Below are 16,025 nucleotides of genomic sequence, written 5' to 3' on the forward strand. Positions count from 1 at the left end.
GCGTCGCCGCGCTAACGTCGGGCGCATGCTGATCAACGCGGTGCCGCAGTGGCAGGGCGCAATCGGCCCCCGGGCACGGGGACTGGTCGAGGGCTGCCTCGCGCTTTCGGAACTGGCCGGGCACGTCCTCGGCCTGCCGGTGCACCACATCCACCAGGACCCCGAAACCTCCGACGCGGTGTCGGGTGTCGCCAACCGGGCCGTGCTCACCGGCACCAACCGAGGGGCGCAACTCGCCGCGCTCGAAGCACCCGGCGGCCCGGTCCTGACGATCGGCGGCGACTGCGGAGTCGAGCTCGTGCCGATCGGCGTCGCGCGGTATCGCTACGGTCCTGCGCTTGGCGTCGCCTGGTTCGACGCGCATCCGGACCTGAACACGGCGTCGTCGTCACCTTCGGGCGCGTTCCACGGCATGGTGCTGCGGTCGCTGCTCGGTGAAGGCGACGAGCAGTTCGCGGCGAGCCCGGCTGTCGAAGCCGGCCGGGTGGCCTTGTTCGGAACGCGGGCTTTCGACGCCCCGGAGGAAGAGGCCATCGGCCGGGGTTTGGCTGTGCGCACCGACAATGCCGTCGCGACGCTGCGCGAGTCCGGCGCCGAGCAGGTGTACTTGCACCTAGACCTCGACGTGCTGGACCCGGCGTCGTTCGGCGGCGTCAACTACCCGGAGCCCGGTGGGCTGACGGTCAGTGAGCTTGTCCGAGCGATCGATGCACTGTCCGAAATGGACGTCATCGGCGCGGGGATCACGGAGTGCGTGGGCACGGAGCTCGAGGTTCTCGAGCCCGTGATCGCCGCGGTGGGGAGGGTGCTGCTGCAGGACTGAACCCGTTTGCCTAGGCGAACTCCGCTTCCGCGGTGGTATTCGCCTCGGTGCGCGACCACGAGTGTGTACGGCCAGAAGGAGGTGTGCCCGAGCCGTACCGGAGCTGGTCTGCGAAATGGCGAACTGTTCGCCGGCCGGGGATCGGGGATCACTGCTGGTCCCGCGAAGTGTCGCTGAGGGCTGCACGCACGGCGTCGATGGCTTCCTTCGGATCGACACCCAGCTCCCGGACGCGCTGGGCGTACTCGGTTGCAGAGTCGCGGAGCAGTGACGAGCGGTCCGGCCGCTTGGCCGAGCGGGTGACGACTGTTCCCCTTGCCCGAGCCGTGGTCACCCAGCCGGCGGCCTCGAGTTCGCGGTAGACGCGGGCGATCGTGCCGGAGGCGAGCCCGAGGTCTCGGGCGAGCTGACGGATCGGCGGTAGCCGGGCGTGGGCCGGCAGTGCGCCGGTGCCGATCGCGCGGACGATCTGGTCGTGGACCTGACGCCAGGGCGCGACGCCGGTGTCGGCGTCGACGGTCACTCGCAACGGCATCTACTTCGCCGCCGCGGTCGCGGGCAGTTTCCGCGGCGGCGTGGCGATCGCGATGAACGCGGCGAGCGTAACGACGAACGCCAGGAACGACGGGAGGTTGCCGCCGGGCCAGGCGGTCGTGGCGCACATGCCGGTGGCGAGACCGAGCGCTACGCGTGCGCTGCGGCAACGCAGCGCGAGGTCGACGTCGGGATCCCCCGCGGCCGGCCGCCGGACGGCGAGGAGAACCACGCCCCACGCGACGGCGGTGGCCGCGACGGTGATGCCGAACAACGTCCATTCGCCGATCACGGCGAGGTGGATCGCGGCGGCGAGCGCGGCCAGCGCAGTGACGATGATCGCCCACAGCGGCGCGAAGTCGAAGATTCCGCGCGGCGCCAGCACGGCTTCACGCCGCGCGCTCGGTGATGGGCGTTGCGCGAGCACTTCGGCGACCAACCCTCCGAGGAGGAGCACGGTCATGGCGTTCGCGAAATCGGCCGCGCCAGGGATGAACGGGAGGCCCACGAAAAGCCACAGATACCAGAATCTGCGCCGCCGCAGGTGGAGCACGGCCACGGAAACCTGGTCCGGTGTCGCGTCGGGTAAATCCCATTTGGCGAGCAGTGGTGCGCCCTGGCGTTGGCCCGGCCAGAGCACGAACAGGATGGCCAGGCCGAGCGGGCCGCAAACGATCGCGACGCCGACCGCGGAGTCGAGGTGCATGGCGTGGTCTCCCTGCCTTGTATTAAGTTCATGGTACAAGATGCAAGAATGCCGTGCACAACGCCGGTCCCCGTTGCCACTGGGTGGCGACGCGGAACTCGTTCAGGGGAACGGAAAAGAAAAATCCCGGCCATCCGGGCCGGGATCTCTCTTCTGTGTGCCGTCAGTTCTTGAGGTCCGCCACGATCTCGTAGGAGCGCACGCGGTCTTCGTGCCCGTGGACCATGGTGGTGACCATGAGCTCGTCGGCGCCTGTGTCGGCGAGGAGCTGGTCGAGTCCCTTTCGGACGGTCTCGGGCGAGCCGATGATGCTCGAGCCGAACCGGTCGGCGAGGAACGCGCGGTCCATCTCCGTGTACGGGTACTCGGCGGCTTCCTCGGGCGTCGGCAACGCGATGGGGCGGCCGCGGCGCAGGCTGAGGAACGTCAGCCCGCTGGGGCCGGCCAGGAACTGCGCGCGCTCGTCGGTCTCCGCGGCGACCACGGACACGCCGAGCATCACGTACGGCTCGGCCAGCGTCTCGGACGGGCGGAAGTTCTCCCGGTAGAGCTGCACGGCCGGCAGCGTGTTCTCGGCCGCGAAGTGGTGCGCGAAGGAGAAGGGCACACCGAGGCGGCCGGCCAGCTGCGCGCTGAAGCCGGACGAGCCCAACAGCCACAACGGCGGCTTGTTGCCCTCGGCGGTCACGGCGTTGACGCCGCGTGCCGGGTCGTGCTCGAAGTATTCGAGCAGCTCCATCAGCTGCTCGGGGAAGTTCTCGGCGGACAGCCCGCCGGGGCCGCGCAGCGCGAGCGCCGTGCGCTGGTCGGTGCCGGGCGCGCGCCCGATGCCGAGGTCGATGCGGTTCGGGTGCAGCGCCTCCAGCGTGCCGAACTGCTCGGCCACCACGAGCGGCGCGTGGTTGGGCAGCATGATGCCGCCGGACCCTACGCGGATCGACTCCGTGGCGTCGGCGACGGTCCCGATCAGCACCGCCGTCGCCGAGCTGGCGATGCCCGGCATGTTGTGGTGCTCGGCGAGCCAGTAGCGGCGGTACCCCAGCCGCTCGGCGTGACGGGCGAGATCGATGGTGTTGCGCAGTGCTTCGCCGACCCCGTGCCCGTCCGAGACGGGGGAGAGGTCGAGCACGGACAGCGGGACGTCAGGCAGAGAGCTCACGTTGAGCGGTAACGCACAGGACGGCTGTTCCCTTCCCGGCGAGTCAAGCTCGGGTGGTCGGCGTTCGGTCGAGATCGGACACATCGACGGTCGGCTGCCGGGTGGCCACGGTTTCGCCACTCGGCGGCGAATCCGCGGTCGGGTCGGGCCGGGCTTGCGGCCGCGGTCAACTCGGCTGCGTGGCCTCGGTCGGAGTGCCGGGTTCGGTGGTGCATGTCTTGGTTGCCGCGGCAAGCGAGGCTATAGCCGATCAGTGGCGAATCCGAGCCGCGCAAGCCGCCGGGGTATGCGACCCCGGAGACACGGTGCGGGCGCGGACGATTCGGGGCACGTGGGACGTGGCCTGCTTGTGGCCAGCCTCACGGTCGGGCCATGGGGTGCGAGCCTTGGGCGGGCGCGAGGCCATTCGGCGTCCGGGCCGCGCGGGTGTCGCCGATCAGCGGCGAACCGGCGCCGGCTCGCCCCGGCCGAGGCCCAGGCGTGGCCCGGCCAGTGCTCGCGGGGCCTGGGAGCGCGAGCGGGCGGGGCCCCGGGAGTGCGGTCGACTCGGTCACATGGCCAAGGCCGGAGATGTCGAGCCAGATGGTGCGTCGCTGTTGAGAGCGACGGGCCGGGTCAGGTGGCTAAGGCGGGAGATGTCGAGCCAGTCGGGGTGTCGCCGCTGAGCGGCGACCGGCGGAGGGTCAGGTGGTGGGCAGCCAGTCCGGGTTGGAGGCCAGGACGATGAGGTGCTGGGTCGCCCGGGTGAGGGCGACGTAGAGGACCCGGCGGCCGGTGGAGGACTCGGTGACGAGGTCCATGGGCTCGACGAGGACGACGGCGTCGTATTCGAGGCCCTTGGAGTCGAGGCTGCCGACGACCTTGAGGCGTTCGTCGGGCTCGTCGGTGAACCAGGCGGTGACCTCGGGGACGCGGTCCATGGCCGTGATGACGCCCACGGTGCCTTCGACGGAGCCGAGGAGTTCCTTCACCGCGGCCTGCGTCGCGCCTTCCAGGGCACCGGTCTCGACGGGGCGGACCTCGGGTTCGACGCCGGTGGTGCGGACGGCGCGGGGGAGCTCGTCGGCCCGGGCGTGGCCGGTGACGACCTTCGCGGCGAGGTCGAAGATCTCCGCGGAGTTGCGGTAGTTGGTGCGCAGCGTGAAACGGCGGCGGGTGGTCTTCACACCGAAGGCCTGGTCGCGGGCGGCCGCGGCCTCGTCGGGGTCGGGCCAGGAGCTCTGGACGGGGTCGCCGACGACGGTCCAGCTGGCGTACTTGCCGCGGCGGCCGACCATGCGCCACTGCATGGGGGACAGGTCCTGGGACTCGTCGACGACGACGTGGGAGTACTCGTCGTAGTGCTCGGGCCGGTGGGTGCCGCCGCCGGTCGTGCCGCGCTCGGGCTCGGCCTCGAGGACGGTCTGGCGCCGGCGCCGCTTGGGCTCGGGGCCGACGAGGACGCGCAGCTCGTCGAGCAGGGCGACGTCGGCGACGGACCAGCCGCGCGAACGGTCGGCGAAGTCGGCGGCGAGGAGGGAGATCTCGTGGCGGTTGAGCACGCCCTTCGCGGCCGCGGCGAGACGCTTCTCGTCGCCGAGCCACTTGAGGATCTGCGCGGGGTACAGGACCGGCCACCAGACGACGAGGAAGCGGTGGAACTCGATGCGCTCGCCGAGGTCGTTGATCAGCTCCGCGCGGTCGAGCTGCTTGCCGTCGGCCTTCGCGTACTCCTCGGCCTTGTCGGCGAGCGCGCCCAGCAGCAGCTCGGCCGTGCGCACGCGCGCGCGGTTGGGCGGGGCGCCCTGGGTGTGGGCCTTGCGGCGCACCTTCTCCAGCTCGCGTGCCGAGAGCTTGAGCACCTCGCCGCGGTAGACGATGCGCATCTCCTGCGGCGATTCCGGCGGTGTGTCGCGCAGCGCGCGCAACAGCACCTTCCGCATGCGCAGCGAGCCCTTGATCGCGGCGAGCTCGGAGGTGTCCTGGCGCGTGGCGGCGAGGCCGTCGAGCACCTCGCCGAGGGCGCGCAGCTCCACGTTCGTCTCGCCCATCGACGGCAACACCCGCGAGATGTACGTGGTGAACACCCCGGACGGCCCGATCACGAGCACGCCGGCGCCCCCGAGCTGGCGGCGGTGGCGATAGAGCAGATATGCGGCGCGGTGCAGGGCGACGGCTGTCTTGCCCGTGCCCGGACCGCCCGTGATCTCGGTGACCCCGCGCCACGGCGCGCGGATCACCTCGTCCTGTTCCTTCTGGATCGTGGCGACGATGTCGCGCATCTTCTCGCCGCGGGAACGGCCGAGCGCGGCCATCAGCGCGCCCTCGCCGACCACCTGCATGTCCTCGGGGACGGCGTCGGGGATGAGCACGTCGTCGTCGACGTCGAGCACGTGCTGGCCGGAACAGCGGATGACGCGGCGGCGCACCACGTCCATCGGCTCCTCGGCCGTGGCCTGGTAGAACGCCGCGGCGGCGGGTGCGCGCCAGTCGGTGACGAGGTTGTCGAACTCGTTGTCGCGGATGCCGAGGCGACCGACGTAGATGTGGTCGCGGTCGAGGTGGTCGAGGCGGCCGAACACGAGGCCCTCGTACTCGGCGTCGAGCGTCTGGAGGGTCTGGTTGGCGTGGAAGACCATCATGTCGCGCTCGAAAAGCATCGAGGCCTGTTCGAAAATCGCCTCGCGCTGGGCGCCTTGCCCCAGCTCGTAGCCCTTCGTGCGCATCGCCTCGGCCTGTACCCGCAGCTCGGCGAGCCGGGTGTAGACCCGATCCACGTGGGCCTGCTCGACGGCGATCTCCGCCCGTCTCACCCGGGGTTCCGACACGCAATGCTCCTAAACGACTCGATGCCTCACGAGGGCGAAGAACGACTGTACGCGCCCGCGCGCGCGAGGTTCAGCAAGTCCTGCCCAACGCCACACCGCGACGTTCGGCGAAGATGGCGGGGTGACGAGGATCGTGGCGGGAAAGGCGGGCGGCCGGCGGCTCAAGGTGCCACCCAAGGGGACCCGCCCGACGTCCGAACGCGTGCGCGAAGCCCTGTTCAACGCGCTGGAAGTGGCCGGTGAGCTCGACGGTACCCGCGTGCTCGACCTCTACGCCGGCTCCGGCGCCCTCGGCCTCGAAGCCCTCTCCCGCGGCGCCGCCGACGCGTGGTTCGTGGAGGCCGACCGCCGCGCGGCCGAGGTGCTCCGCGGCAACGTCGGCGCGCTGGGCCTGGGCGGCACGGTCCGCGCCGCCCCCGTGGAAGCCGTGGTCGCCGCGCCCGCGCCGGCCCAGTTCGACGTGGTGCTGGCTGATCCGCCCTACGCCGTCGACGCCGCCGCGCTCGGCTCCGTGCTGGCCGCGCTCGACGAGGGCGGCTGGCTCGCCGACGGCGCCCTGGTTGTGATCGAACGTGCGGCTCGCGACGGCGCGCCCGACTGGCCCGGCGCCTACACGCCCACGCGCGACAAGAAGTACGGCGACACCGCCCTGCACTGGGCCGAGTACACGCGTCGACCGCAGGTGTGACGCAGCAGTCACGAAGTGCGCGCGCAGCGTCGCGGCTTGGTAGCGTCCGCGCATGCGGCGTGCGGTCTGTCCCGGTTCCTATGATCCGGCCACCAACGGACACCTCGACATCATCGAGCGAGCCTCGCTCCTCTTCGACGAGGTAGTGGTCGCGGTGGGGGTGAACAAGAGCAAGAAGGGTCTCTTCGGCGTCGAGGAACGGCTGGAGATGCTGCGCGAGATCACCGCGAACCTCCCCAACGTGCGCGTGGACTCGTGGCAGGGCCTGCTCGTGGACTACTGCCGCGAGAACGACATCGCGGCCGTCGCCAAAGGCCTGCGCTCGGTGAGCGACTTCGACTACGAGCTGCAGATGGCCCAGATGAACCGCGAGCTCACCGGCCTCGAGACGCTGCTGATGGCCAACAACCCGGCCTACGGCTTCGTCTCCAGCTCGCTGGTGAAGGAGGTCGCGGCGCTGGGTGGCGACGTCGAGCGGCTCGTGCCGCCCGTGGTGTTCGAACGGCTCCGCAAGGTGTACCCGCACCAGAGCTGAGGGCGTTCCCGAGCACCGGATGTTCGGACTTGATCAAGGTCCGAGACGCTCGCGGCCAGGCGCCGGCTTGTCCTCGAACAACGGCTGCGCGTGCCCGAATGAGGTACGTCGAGCCCGGCCCGTTTCCGGTCCGCCGACGAACAAGGACCGAGTTGTTCGCACGTTCACCCAGCGCATTCGCCCGAACGGGTTGCGACCATCGTCGGGACTTCCGGGGACGCGCGAAGCTGTTCACTTGACGGCAGCCTCGCGACCACCCGATCGGGTTACGGTCCGAAAATGGCCAACCACCGTTCGCGCTTAGCGACCGTCCTGTTCGCGCTGCTGGTCGGGTTCCTCGGGCTGGGCACCGCCGCGGTCGCGGCGCCCGCTGCCCCCGCGGCGCCGGCGTCCGTGCTGCAGAACTCCTGCGGCAACCTGTCGGGCTTCTCGCACACGTCGCTGTCCTCGCTCCCCGCGGAGGCGACGACGACCTACAACCTGATCCAGAAGGGCGGGCCCTTCCCGTATCCGAAGAACGACGGCGTCGTCTTCGACAACCGTGAGGGCATCCTGCCGTCCTGCTCGTCCGGCTACTACCACGAGTACACCGTGCCCACGCCCGGCGCGAGCAACCGCGGCACGCGCCGGATCATCACCGGCCAGGGCGGCGAGTACTTCTACACCGGAGACCACTACGAGACCTTCAAGGTCATCGACGTCAACGGCGGTGGCGGCGGCGACACCGGCTCCTGCGGCGACCTCTCGGGGCTGGCGAACATCGGCTACTCCACCCTGTCCTCGGCCGCGAAGTCGGTCGTGAACCAGGTGCGCAGCGGCGCGACCGGCCAGACCTACGAGAACCGTGAGGGCGTGCTGCCGGCCTGCGCCGCGGGCTACTACCAGCTGTTCCCGGTGGGCACGAACGACCGCGTGATCAAGGGCAAGGGCGGCGAGCTGGCCTACACGACGGACCGCTACTCCACCTTCAAGCGCATCGACCTCAACTCCTGAACTCCCTGACGCGCCCCGTGCCGCCCCGCCCGCGCCGGGTGGGGCGGCACGCTGCGTCATGAATCGTTCGCAACAGGACACGCCCAGTCCGGCGCGCGTTCACCGGTTCAGGCCGGCGAGCGGGCAGACTGATCGGTAGCGAACGGGGATTACTGCTTGAGGGAGTGGCCGTGTACCGGGTTTTCGAGGCACTCGACGAGCTCGTCACGATCGTCGAGGAGGCCCGCGGGGTGCCCATGACGTCCAGCTGCGTCGTGCCGCGCGGTGACGTCCTCGAGCTGCTCGACGACGTCCGCGACGCGCTGCCCGGCGAGGTCGACGACGCCCAGGACGTGCTCGACAAGCGCGACGACCTGCTGCACGCCGCCCGCAAGGAAGCCGGCGAGACGGTGGCCGGCGCCAACGAGGAGGCCGAGCGCACGGTGTCCGACGCCGCGTCGGAGGCCGAGCGGATCCTCGCCGACGCGCGCGCCCGTGCCGAGCAGATGATGGGCGACGCCCACAACGAGGCCGAGCGCATGGTCGCCGCCGGGCAGGCCGAGTATCAGAACCTCACCGACCGTTCCCGCGCCGAGTCCGAGCGCATGATCCAGGCGGGCCGCGACGCCTACGAGCGCGCCATCGAGGACGCCCGCGCCGAGCAGACGCGGCTCGTCTCGCAGACCGAGGTGGTCCAGGCCGCCCACGCCGAGTCGGCCCGCATCGTCGACGAGGCCCACGCAGAGGCCGACCGCCAACGCGCCGACTGCGACGCGTACGTGGACGGCAAGCTCGCCGAGTTCTCGGAGCTGCTCGCGACCACGCTGCGCACCGTCGACTCGGGCCGCAACCACCTGCGTTCGCCGGTGAACCTGGGCGGCAACGGCGGCCGCCCGACGCTGTACGACTACCAGGTCTGATCCTCCGCCGGAGTGACGCTCGGCACCAGCGTGAAACCACTGGCGCACCCTGCGTACCCTGGTATGCGATGTCAGAGAACCCTGCCCAGAACACCCGCCCCGCACAGCTCGACGACAAGAGCCCGTGGGTGGTCGACACCCGTGAGCTCGGCCGCCACGCCGGTCTGAGCCGCGAGGTGCACCGGAGCGTGCCGCTCGAGGCCGCCCTCGGTGTGCCCGACGTCATCTCGCTCGAGGCCGGCTCCGTCCTCGAGCTCGACCTGCTCCTCGAATCCGTGGTCGAGGGTGTGCTGGTCAGCGGCACGGCGCGCGCCACCGCCACCGGCACGTGCTCGCGCTGCCTCGACCCCCTCACCGAGGAGATCGAGGTCGACCTCACCGAGCTGTTCGCCTACCCCGGTTCGGCGACGGAGGAGACCACCGACGAGGACGAGATCCCGCGCCTGGTCGACGATCGGATCGACCTCGAACCGATCGTCCGCGACGCCGTGGTCCTGGCCCTTCCCCTCGTGCCGCTGTGCGAGGAGGACTGCGCCGGACTGTGCACCGAATGCGGCGTCAAGTGGGCCGATCTCGAGCCCGGACACGGGCATGAGAAGATAGACCCTCGGTGGGCCGCGCTGGTCGAGCGATTCGACGAGAACGCGGGCGAAAAGCCTGCGCACGGCTCCGGAGAGCAAGCCTGACGAGCGTCCAGCTCGATCCGGGAGAAGTCAGTTCGGCTCGTGAACGCGGGCAGACAGTCTGAAGGAGATCTACTCGTGGCCGTCCCGAAGCGGAAGATGTCGCGATCCAACACGCGCGCGCGCCGCAGCCAGTGGAAGGCGGCTCCGGTTCAGCTGGTGCCCTGCTCCAACCGCGCCTGCCGCCAGCCGAAGCTGCAGCACATCGCGTGCCCGACGTGCGGCCAGCACAACGGCCGCCAGGTCGTCGAGCCCGCCTGATCGGGCAGCCGACCATGGGGGGTAAGTCCGCCGGGGGACCCGCGGCCGATCCCACGACACTGCTCGAGGCGCTCGGGGTCGAATTCGACCCCGAGCTCCTTCGGCTTTCGCTGACCCACCGCTCGTATGCGTACGAGAACGGTGGGCTCCCGCCCAACGAGAGGCTGGAGTTCCTCGGCGACGCGGTGCTCGGTCTGGTCGTCACCGACCACCTGTACACCACGCACCCGGACCTGCCGGAAGGCCAGCTCGCGAAGCTGCGCGCCAGTGTCGTCAACATGCACGCGCTGGCGGGCGTCGCCCGCGGGCTGGGCGAAGGCGGGCTCGGGGCGCACCTGTTGCTGGGCAAGGGCGAAGAGCTCACCGGCGGCCGGGACAAAGCGAGCATCCTCGCCGACGGTCTCGAAGCCGTGATCGGTGCCACGTACCTGGCCCACGGCATCGAGGTCGCGCGCAAGCTCGTGCACCACCTCTTCGACGGCCTGCTGGCCGAGGCGCCCCTGCGCGGGGCCGGTCTCGACTGGAAGACCAGCCTGCAGGAACTCACGGCTTCCTCCGGCCTCGGCGTGCCCGAGTACCGCGTGGAGGACACCGGTCCGGACCACCGCAAGGAGTTCACCGCCACGGTGCTCGTCGCGGGCCGTGCCCTGGGCACCGGCGCCGGTACCACGAAGAAGGAAGCCGAGCAGAAGGCCGCCGAAACGGCGTGGCGCGCTCTCTCCGCAGAGCTGGGCGACGGCTCCGACGGTTCGGCCAAGTCCGAAGGCTGACGCCCCGCCGGTCCGGAACTGTCGTACCGGACGGGCAGAATGGACGCTATGCCCGAACTTCCCGAGGTCGAGGTCGTGCGCGCCGGTCTCGAGGCCCACGTGGCCGGTCGCACCGTCAGCAAGGTCGAGGTCCTGCACCCGCGCGCGATCCGCAGGCACGCCCTCGGTGCCGAAGACTTCACCGGCCGACTGGCCGGAGTCGTGATCGAAGCCGTACGCCGGCGGGGCAAGTACCTGTGGCTCGAGTTGTCGCACGGTGAGGCCGTGCTCGCGCACCTCGGCATGAGCGGCCAGATGCTGGTGCAGTCCGAGGGCACACCCGACGAGAAGCACCTCCGCGTCCGCGTCCGCTTCGACGACGACGGTCCGGAGCTGCGGTTCGTGGACCAGCGCACGTTCGGCGGCCTGGCACTCGACGATCTCGCCGACGTCGAGGGTGACCTGCTGCCCGCCACCATCGCCCACATCGCACGCGACCCGATGGACGCGCGGTTCGACCCGGCCGCCGCCGTGAAGGCGTTGCGCTCGCGGCGCACCGAGGTCAAGCGCGCGCTGCTGGACCAGACCCTCGTCTCCGGGGTCGGCAATATCTACGCCGACGAAGCCTTGTGGCGCACCAAGCTGCATGGCACCCGGCCCACGGACAAGCTCACCAACGCCCAGGGGAGCGCGTTACTGGCCGCCGCCGGCGAGGTGATGAACGCCGCGCTGGCCGTCGGCGGCACGTCCTTCGATGCTTTGTACGTCAACGTAAACGGGCAATCCGGGTACTTTTCGCGGTCTCTCGACGCGTACGGCCAAGAAGGGCTACCGTGCCGCCGGTGCGGAACGGCGATCCGGCGGGAACCGTTCATGAACCGATCGTCCTACTCCTGCCCGAAGTGCCAGCCGCGGCCGCGCAGCTCGCGTTGATGCTTCTGTCGAGGCGATCAACTAGGATGAACGCGGCGGAAGAGGAGCAGCATGACGGAGCCGGACAGATCGTCGCTGGCCGACAAGATCGACCAGCTGTTCCACGTCGTGCGACGGCCCGACCGCGAGCAGTACAGCCACGAGGAAGTCGCCCGCGCGTGCCGTGAGGCGACGGGGGAGAGTTTCTCCACCACCTACCTCTGGCAGCTGCGCACCGGGCGTCGCGACAATCCCACGAAGCGGCATCTCGAGGCGCTCGCGCAGTTTTTCGGCGTTCCTCCGGCATACTTCTTCGACGACGGGCAGAGCGTGAAGATCGCGGAAGAGCTGGCGTTGCTCGGCGCCCTGCGCGACGCCGGTGTCCGCGACGTGGCGCTGCGGGCCATCACGCTCTCGCCGGATGGGCTCGACACGATCAGCGACATGATCGACGCCATCGCCCGGAGGGAGGCCGCGCGAAGCGGCGTGAAGAAGGGGGACTGAGCGGTGGCGGACTCCCAGCGCGGGCTCTGGCGACGGTGCCGTCGCCTGGCCGAGGCGCCGGCGCTGCCCGAGCCCTTCGACGCCGCCGAGTTCGTGGCCTGCATCGCCGCCGGCCGCGGCCGGCCCATCGAGCTGATGCCGGTGAACGCGCCGTCCGGCGGGCCGTGCGGTCTGCTGATGAGCACCGCGCGCGCCGACTACATCCTCTATCCCACCAACACGACGGCCCTGCACCGGCGCCACATCCTGCTGCACGAGGTGGGGCACCTGCTGTGCGGGCACGTCGGGTCCGACGCGGGCGCTGAAGGCGCGGCGATCGACACCGCAGTGAGCCGCGCGTTGATGCCGAACCTTTCGCCGGAGCTGGTCCGCCGCGTGCTGGGGCGGACCACGTACTCCGCGGTGGAGGAGCAGGAAGCCGAGCTCGTCGCGTCATTGCTCGCCCAGCGTGTGGCGAAGGCGCCGGCGCCGCGGCCGGATCCCGACAGCGGCATGGCCCGCATGGACGACATGTTCGGCGGCCGCCCGCGCCGCCGCAACCCGTGACCGAGACGCTGGCGTACCTCGCCTGTGTGCTCGGGTTCGCCGGCTTCGGCGTGAAGCTGGTCGAGGCCGGGCGCGACCAGCCGGCGCGCACGCTGTGGTTCCTCGCCGGCTTCGGCATCTGCATCGCGCTCGGCATCACCGACGGGATGCCGGCGATGGACGCGCTGGCCGGCCACCAACGCTGGTACGCCCAATATGCGCCGCTCGCCGGCGACCTCGCGAAGTTCGGTGCGATCGGGTTCACGGTCGCGTTCACCCGCTCGATGCGCTTCGGAGCCGACGCGCGTCTGGGCCGGCACGCGGTGCTGTCGTGGTTCGTGAGCGCCGTAGAGATCGTGCTGTTCAGCCTCGCCGGCCCGGACCGCTCGGGCGACGACACGGTCGTCGCCATCCAGCGGCGACCATTCCTGATCGCGTACGAGCTCGTGTTCATCGTGTACGGAGTGCTGAGCCTGACGCTCGTCGCGGTGTTCTTCGCGCGCTTCGCCACGCGCGCCCGCGCGGGTTGGTTGCGCATGGGGCTGTGGCTGATCTTCGCGGGTGTGGTGGCCGCGGTGGCGTGGACGTTGTGGGATCTCGACGACGTGGCCGCCCTCATCTCGGCTGGCCGAGTGGCGGCCACGGAGGATCTGCCGGCCACGGTGCTGGGGGCTGCGTGTGTGGTGCTCGCGGTGGCGGGGTCGACGTTGTCGGTGTGGGGGCCGTCGCTCGCGACACCGTTCCGCTGGGTGCGCGCCTATCGCGGCTACCGCCGGATCGAGCCACTGTGGACGGTGCTGTGCGACGCAGTGCCCGGCATCGCCCTGGATCCGGCTCGTGGCCTGGGGCGTGGTGCAGAATTCGCGCTGTACCGGCGCGTGATCGAGATCCGCGACGGGCACCTCACGCTGCGGCCGTACTTCGACCCGGGCCTGCCCGCGCGCGTAGTGGACCGCGCCCGCCGCGCCGGTGTACCAACGCGCCGGGTTGCCGCGACCGTCGACGCTGCCACGCTCGCCGCGGCCCTCGTCGCGCGCGAAGCCGACCACCGGTTCCAGTCCGACGACGCCGACGCCCCCGTGAGCCGGGCGATGGCCGCCGACGTGAGTGCCGAGGTTGCGTGGCTCGGCGAGGTGACACGCGCGTGGCGACGCTCGGCTCTGGTCGCCGACGTACGGCGCGAAACCCGGCGTGAGCTGGGCGTTTCGGCCTGATCTTCACCTTTGCGCACGGATGGTTTGCGCCGAATGGCCGTCCGCCGTGCACACTACTGCGCAATGCGTGGTACTGTTCCAAGCGTAAGACTGGAGGGTGTCGTGGCGATCAGTCAGCTGCTCAAGGGAGTGCTGGACCTGGCGGTGCTGGCCGTACTTCGCGAAGACGACGGGTACGGCTACGACGTGCTTCGAAGACTTCGCGTGGCCGGCCTGGAGGAAGTGGGGGACGCTTCCGTCTACGGCACGTTGCGCCGGCTGTACAAAGCCGGGTTGCTGACGTCGTACGTCGTGCCGAGCGAAGAAGGCCCGCACCGCAAGTACTACAGCCTGAACGAGCCGGGGAGAGCGCGGCTGCAGGAGTCGGGGAAGACGTGGGCGAGTTTCGCGTCGACGATGAACGGTTTACTGGGAGTGGCAGCATGAGTACGGAGAAGCCCACCGCGGTGCGCGTGTACCTGGCGCGGGTCCGCACCGCGCTCGCCGATCTGCCCGCGGGGGAGATCGAGGAAATCCTGGAGGACGTCCGGCCGCACCTGGCCGAGATGGAAACCGAGCTGGGGGCCGACGCGCGCGTCGAGCAGCTCATCGAACGGCTCGGCTCGCCGGAGAGCTACGCGGCCGAGCTGCGTGCGTCCGGGGGTTATCCGCCGCCGCCCGCGGGCGCCGAAGGGGCCACGGCCGTGCTGGCTCCGGCGAAGGCCCCGAGCTTGTTCGCGGCGCGCTTTGCCTTGTGGGGCTTGGTGTTCTGTGCCGCCGGGCTCGCGTTGTTCGCCTTCGCGGCGGCGGTGAGCCTCGACCCGGACAGGTTGCTGGGCCTGCTGCTGCTGGCGCCGGTGTTCGCGCTGAGCCTGATTTTCCTGTTCAACCGCGGGGTTTCGGCTGTGCTGGAGCTGCCCGAGGTCGTGCGGGCGCGGGAGTCGGTGCGGTCGTGGCGCTCGAACCGTGAGGGCGACAAGGCGGTGGCGTACCTGCGTTCGCTGAAGCCGGCGTGGTGGGTCGTGTGCGCGGTGGCGCTGATCGGGTTCGGCCTGCTACTCATGGTGCGGCACTCGTACGCGGTGCTGCTGCTGCCGTTCCTCATCGCGGCCGCCGCGGCCGTGGTCTGGGCCGGCCCGAAGGCCGGCGGCGACCGGCGGCTGCTGTGGATCGCGGTGCCGGTGTCGGCGTTCGTGATCGGCGGCGCGTTCGGTGGTTTCGGTGCGGCGATCGATCTGATCACGCACCGCACGTACTACCCGGACACGACGTCGTACTCGTCGCCGTCCACAGACACCTACGGCAACCAGCAGCTGCGATACGGCAACGAGGACGTCGACAACGTCTACGCCTTCGACGCCTCCGGCAAGCCGCTCACGAACGTCTACCTCTACGACGACCAGGGCCGGCCGCTGACCGTCACCCGCTACGGCTGCGAGCAGGACACCGGCACCCGATCGAAGGTCGGCGAGGACAACAGCTTCCCCCGCCCGCAGCTCGTGCAGGGCGTCCAGGACGCCAACGGCAACCGCGACGGCTACAACGGTTACCTCGGGTATTGCCACGAGGAGACCGGCGTGCCGTTCGCCGCGGCGATCCCGAAGCCGGCGACTTCGTCGAGTGCTCCTTCCAGCACGCCCGCGAAGCCGACGTCCTCGGCCCCGGCGAAGACGACTTCGCCGACCAGTCCTGCTCCGCCGACGAGGTAGAGCGTGCGAGGGGCCGGCGGAGCAGAGGTCGGGGCTGCTCCCCCGGTTCGGTTACGCCCGGGCCCGGTCGCCCCGCCGCGAACCGGTGTGCGCAGCGCCGATGGGTGCGAAGATCGGCTGATCCCGACAAACGGTGCCCGGGACGCCTGAGGCTCGAGGGGCTGAACCAGTGGGAGCAAGAGGCGGCGCGCGGGCGAGGCGCGCGGTCCGCGACCTGGGCAGTGCCCACCAGGACCGAGGAACACCAGGCCCAGGACCGAGGAACACCAGGCCCAGGACCGAGGAACACCAGGCCCAGGACCGAGGAACACCAGGCCCAGGACCGAGGAACACCAGGCCCAGGAC

At 70.6% G+C, this 16,025-nt stretch carries 18 protein-coding genes; 14 read left to right on the top strand and 4 right to left on the bottom strand.

Annotated features, from left to right (window positions below; translation table 11 throughout):
* Positions 1-25 precede the first annotated feature (25 nt).
* Positions 26-823: an arginase family protein gene (locus AB0F91_RS40590; protein ID WP_360606721.1), complete on the top strand. Its 798-nt coding sequence runs from the start codon at positions 26-28 to the stop codon at positions 821-823.
* Between the two features lie 148 nt (positions 824-971).
* On the opposite strand, the gene AB0F91_RS40595 is transcribed toward AB0F91_RS40590, so the two are convergent.
* From AB0F91_RS40595 to AB0F91_RS40610, 4 genes are all read right to left on the bottom strand, one after another.
* Complete coding sequence (locus AB0F91_RS40595) at positions 972-1,358, bottom strand: GntR family transcriptional regulator (protein WP_360606723.1); 387 nt, start codon at positions 1,356-1,358, stop codon at positions 972-974.
* Positions 1,359-2,063, bottom strand: coding sequence for a hypothetical protein (locus tag AB0F91_RS40600; RefSeq protein ID WP_360606725.1), 705 nt, complete (start codon positions 2,061-2,063; stop codon positions 1,359-1,361).
* Positions 2,064-2,226: 163 nt separating this feature from the next.
* Positions 2,227-3,222 (bottom strand): LLM class flavin-dependent oxidoreductase, encoded by a 996-nt coding sequence (locus AB0F91_RS40605; protein ID WP_360606727.1) that lies wholly within the window; start codon positions 3,220-3,222, stop codon positions 2,227-2,229.
* 683 nt (positions 3,223-3,905) lie between these two features.
* The gene (locus tag AB0F91_RS40610) at positions 3,906-6,029 is read right to left on the bottom strand and encodes an ATP-binding domain-containing protein (RefSeq protein ID WP_360606729.1); all 2,124 of its coding nucleotides are present in this window, start codon (positions 6,027-6,029) and stop codon (positions 3,906-3,908) included.
* Between the two features lie 121 nt (positions 6,030-6,150).
* Between AB0F91_RS40610 and rsmD the strand changes: the two genes are divergently transcribed.
* The 13 genes from rsmD (at position 6,151) to AB0F91_RS40675 (ending at position 15,680) form a co-directional block, all read left to right on the top strand.
* Entirely contained in the window at positions 6,151-6,717 is a 567-nt protein-coding gene (gene rsmD, locus AB0F91_RS40615; protein ID WP_360606731.1) for a 16S rRNA (guanine(966)-N(2))-methyltransferase RsmD, read from the top strand.
* 52 nt (positions 6,718-6,769) lie between these two features.
* Positions 6,770-7,252 carry a pantetheine-phosphate adenylyltransferase gene (gene coaD / locus AB0F91_RS40620; RefSeq protein WP_360606733.1) on the top strand — a complete coding sequence of 161 codons (483 nt, stop codon included), beginning with the start codon at positions 6,770-6,772 and terminating at the stop codon, positions 7,250-7,252.
* A 279-nt stretch (positions 7,253-7,531) separates the two neighbouring features.
* The gene (locus tag AB0F91_RS40625; RefSeq protein WP_360606735.1) at positions 7,532-8,245 is read left to right on the top strand and encodes a ribonuclease domain-containing protein; all 714 of its coding nucleotides are present in this window, start codon (positions 7,532-7,534) and stop codon (positions 8,243-8,245) included.
* A gap of 170 nt (positions 8,246-8,415) precedes the next feature.
* Complete coding sequence (locus AB0F91_RS40630) at positions 8,416-9,144, top strand: DivIVA domain-containing protein (RefSeq protein ID WP_360606737.1); 729 nt, start codon at positions 8,416-8,418, stop codon at positions 9,142-9,144.
* A 68-nt stretch (positions 9,145-9,212) separates the two neighbouring features.
* On the top strand, positions 9,213-9,830 hold the full coding sequence (locus AB0F91_RS40635; protein ID WP_360606739.1) for a DUF177 domain-containing protein: 618 nt from the start codon (positions 9,213-9,215) through the stop codon (positions 9,828-9,830).
* Positions 9,831-9,905: 75 nt separating this feature from the next.
* Positions 9,906-10,088, top strand: a complete 183-nt coding sequence (rpmF, locus tag AB0F91_RS40640) for a 50S ribosomal protein L32 (protein WP_220237671.1) — start codon at positions 9,906-9,908, stop codon at positions 10,086-10,088.
* A gap of 14 nt (positions 10,089-10,102) precedes the next feature.
* Entirely contained in the window at positions 10,103-10,858 is a 756-nt protein-coding gene (rnc, locus tag AB0F91_RS40645) for a ribonuclease III (protein WP_360606741.1), read from the top strand.
* 48 nt (positions 10,859-10,906) lie between these two features.
* On the top strand, positions 10,907-11,770 hold the full coding sequence (gene mutM, locus AB0F91_RS40650) for a bifunctional DNA-formamidopyrimidine glycosylase/DNA-(apurinic or apyrimidinic site) lyase (protein WP_360606743.1): 864 nt from the start codon (positions 10,907-10,909) through the stop codon (positions 11,768-11,770).
* 51 nt (positions 11,771-11,821) lie between these two features.
* Positions 11,822-12,253 (top strand): helix-turn-helix domain-containing protein, encoded by a 432-nt coding sequence (locus AB0F91_RS40655; protein ID WP_360606745.1) that lies wholly within the window; start codon positions 11,822-11,824, stop codon positions 12,251-12,253.
* Between the two features lie 3 nt (positions 12,254-12,256).
* Positions 12,257-12,799, top strand: a complete 543-nt coding sequence (locus tag AB0F91_RS40660) for a hypothetical protein (RefSeq protein ID WP_360606747.1) — start codon at positions 12,257-12,259, stop codon at positions 12,797-12,799.
* On the top strand, positions 12,796-13,992 hold the full coding sequence (locus tag AB0F91_RS40665; protein ID WP_360606749.1) for an MAB_1171c family putative transporter: 1,197 nt from the start codon (positions 12,796-12,798) through the stop codon (positions 13,990-13,992). The genes AB0F91_RS40660 and AB0F91_RS40665 overlap by 4 nt, the downstream gene beginning before the upstream one ends.
* Before the next feature lie 102 nt (positions 13,993-14,094).
* Positions 14,095-14,418, top strand: a complete 324-nt coding sequence (locus AB0F91_RS40670) for a PadR family transcriptional regulator (protein ID WP_360606751.1) — start codon at positions 14,095-14,097, stop codon at positions 14,416-14,418.
* Positions 14,415-15,680: a hypothetical protein gene (locus AB0F91_RS40675; protein ID WP_360606753.1), complete on the top strand. Its 1,266-nt coding sequence runs from the start codon at positions 14,415-14,417 to the stop codon at positions 15,678-15,680. The genes AB0F91_RS40670 and AB0F91_RS40675 overlap by 4 nt, the downstream gene beginning before the upstream one ends.
* The last annotated feature ends 345 nt before the right edge of the window (positions 15,681-16,025 follow it).

This window comes from Amycolatopsis sp. NPDC023774 (assembly GCF_040639695.1).
GTDB lineage: Bacteria > Actinomycetota > Actinomycetes > Mycobacteriales > Pseudonocardiaceae > Amycolatopsis.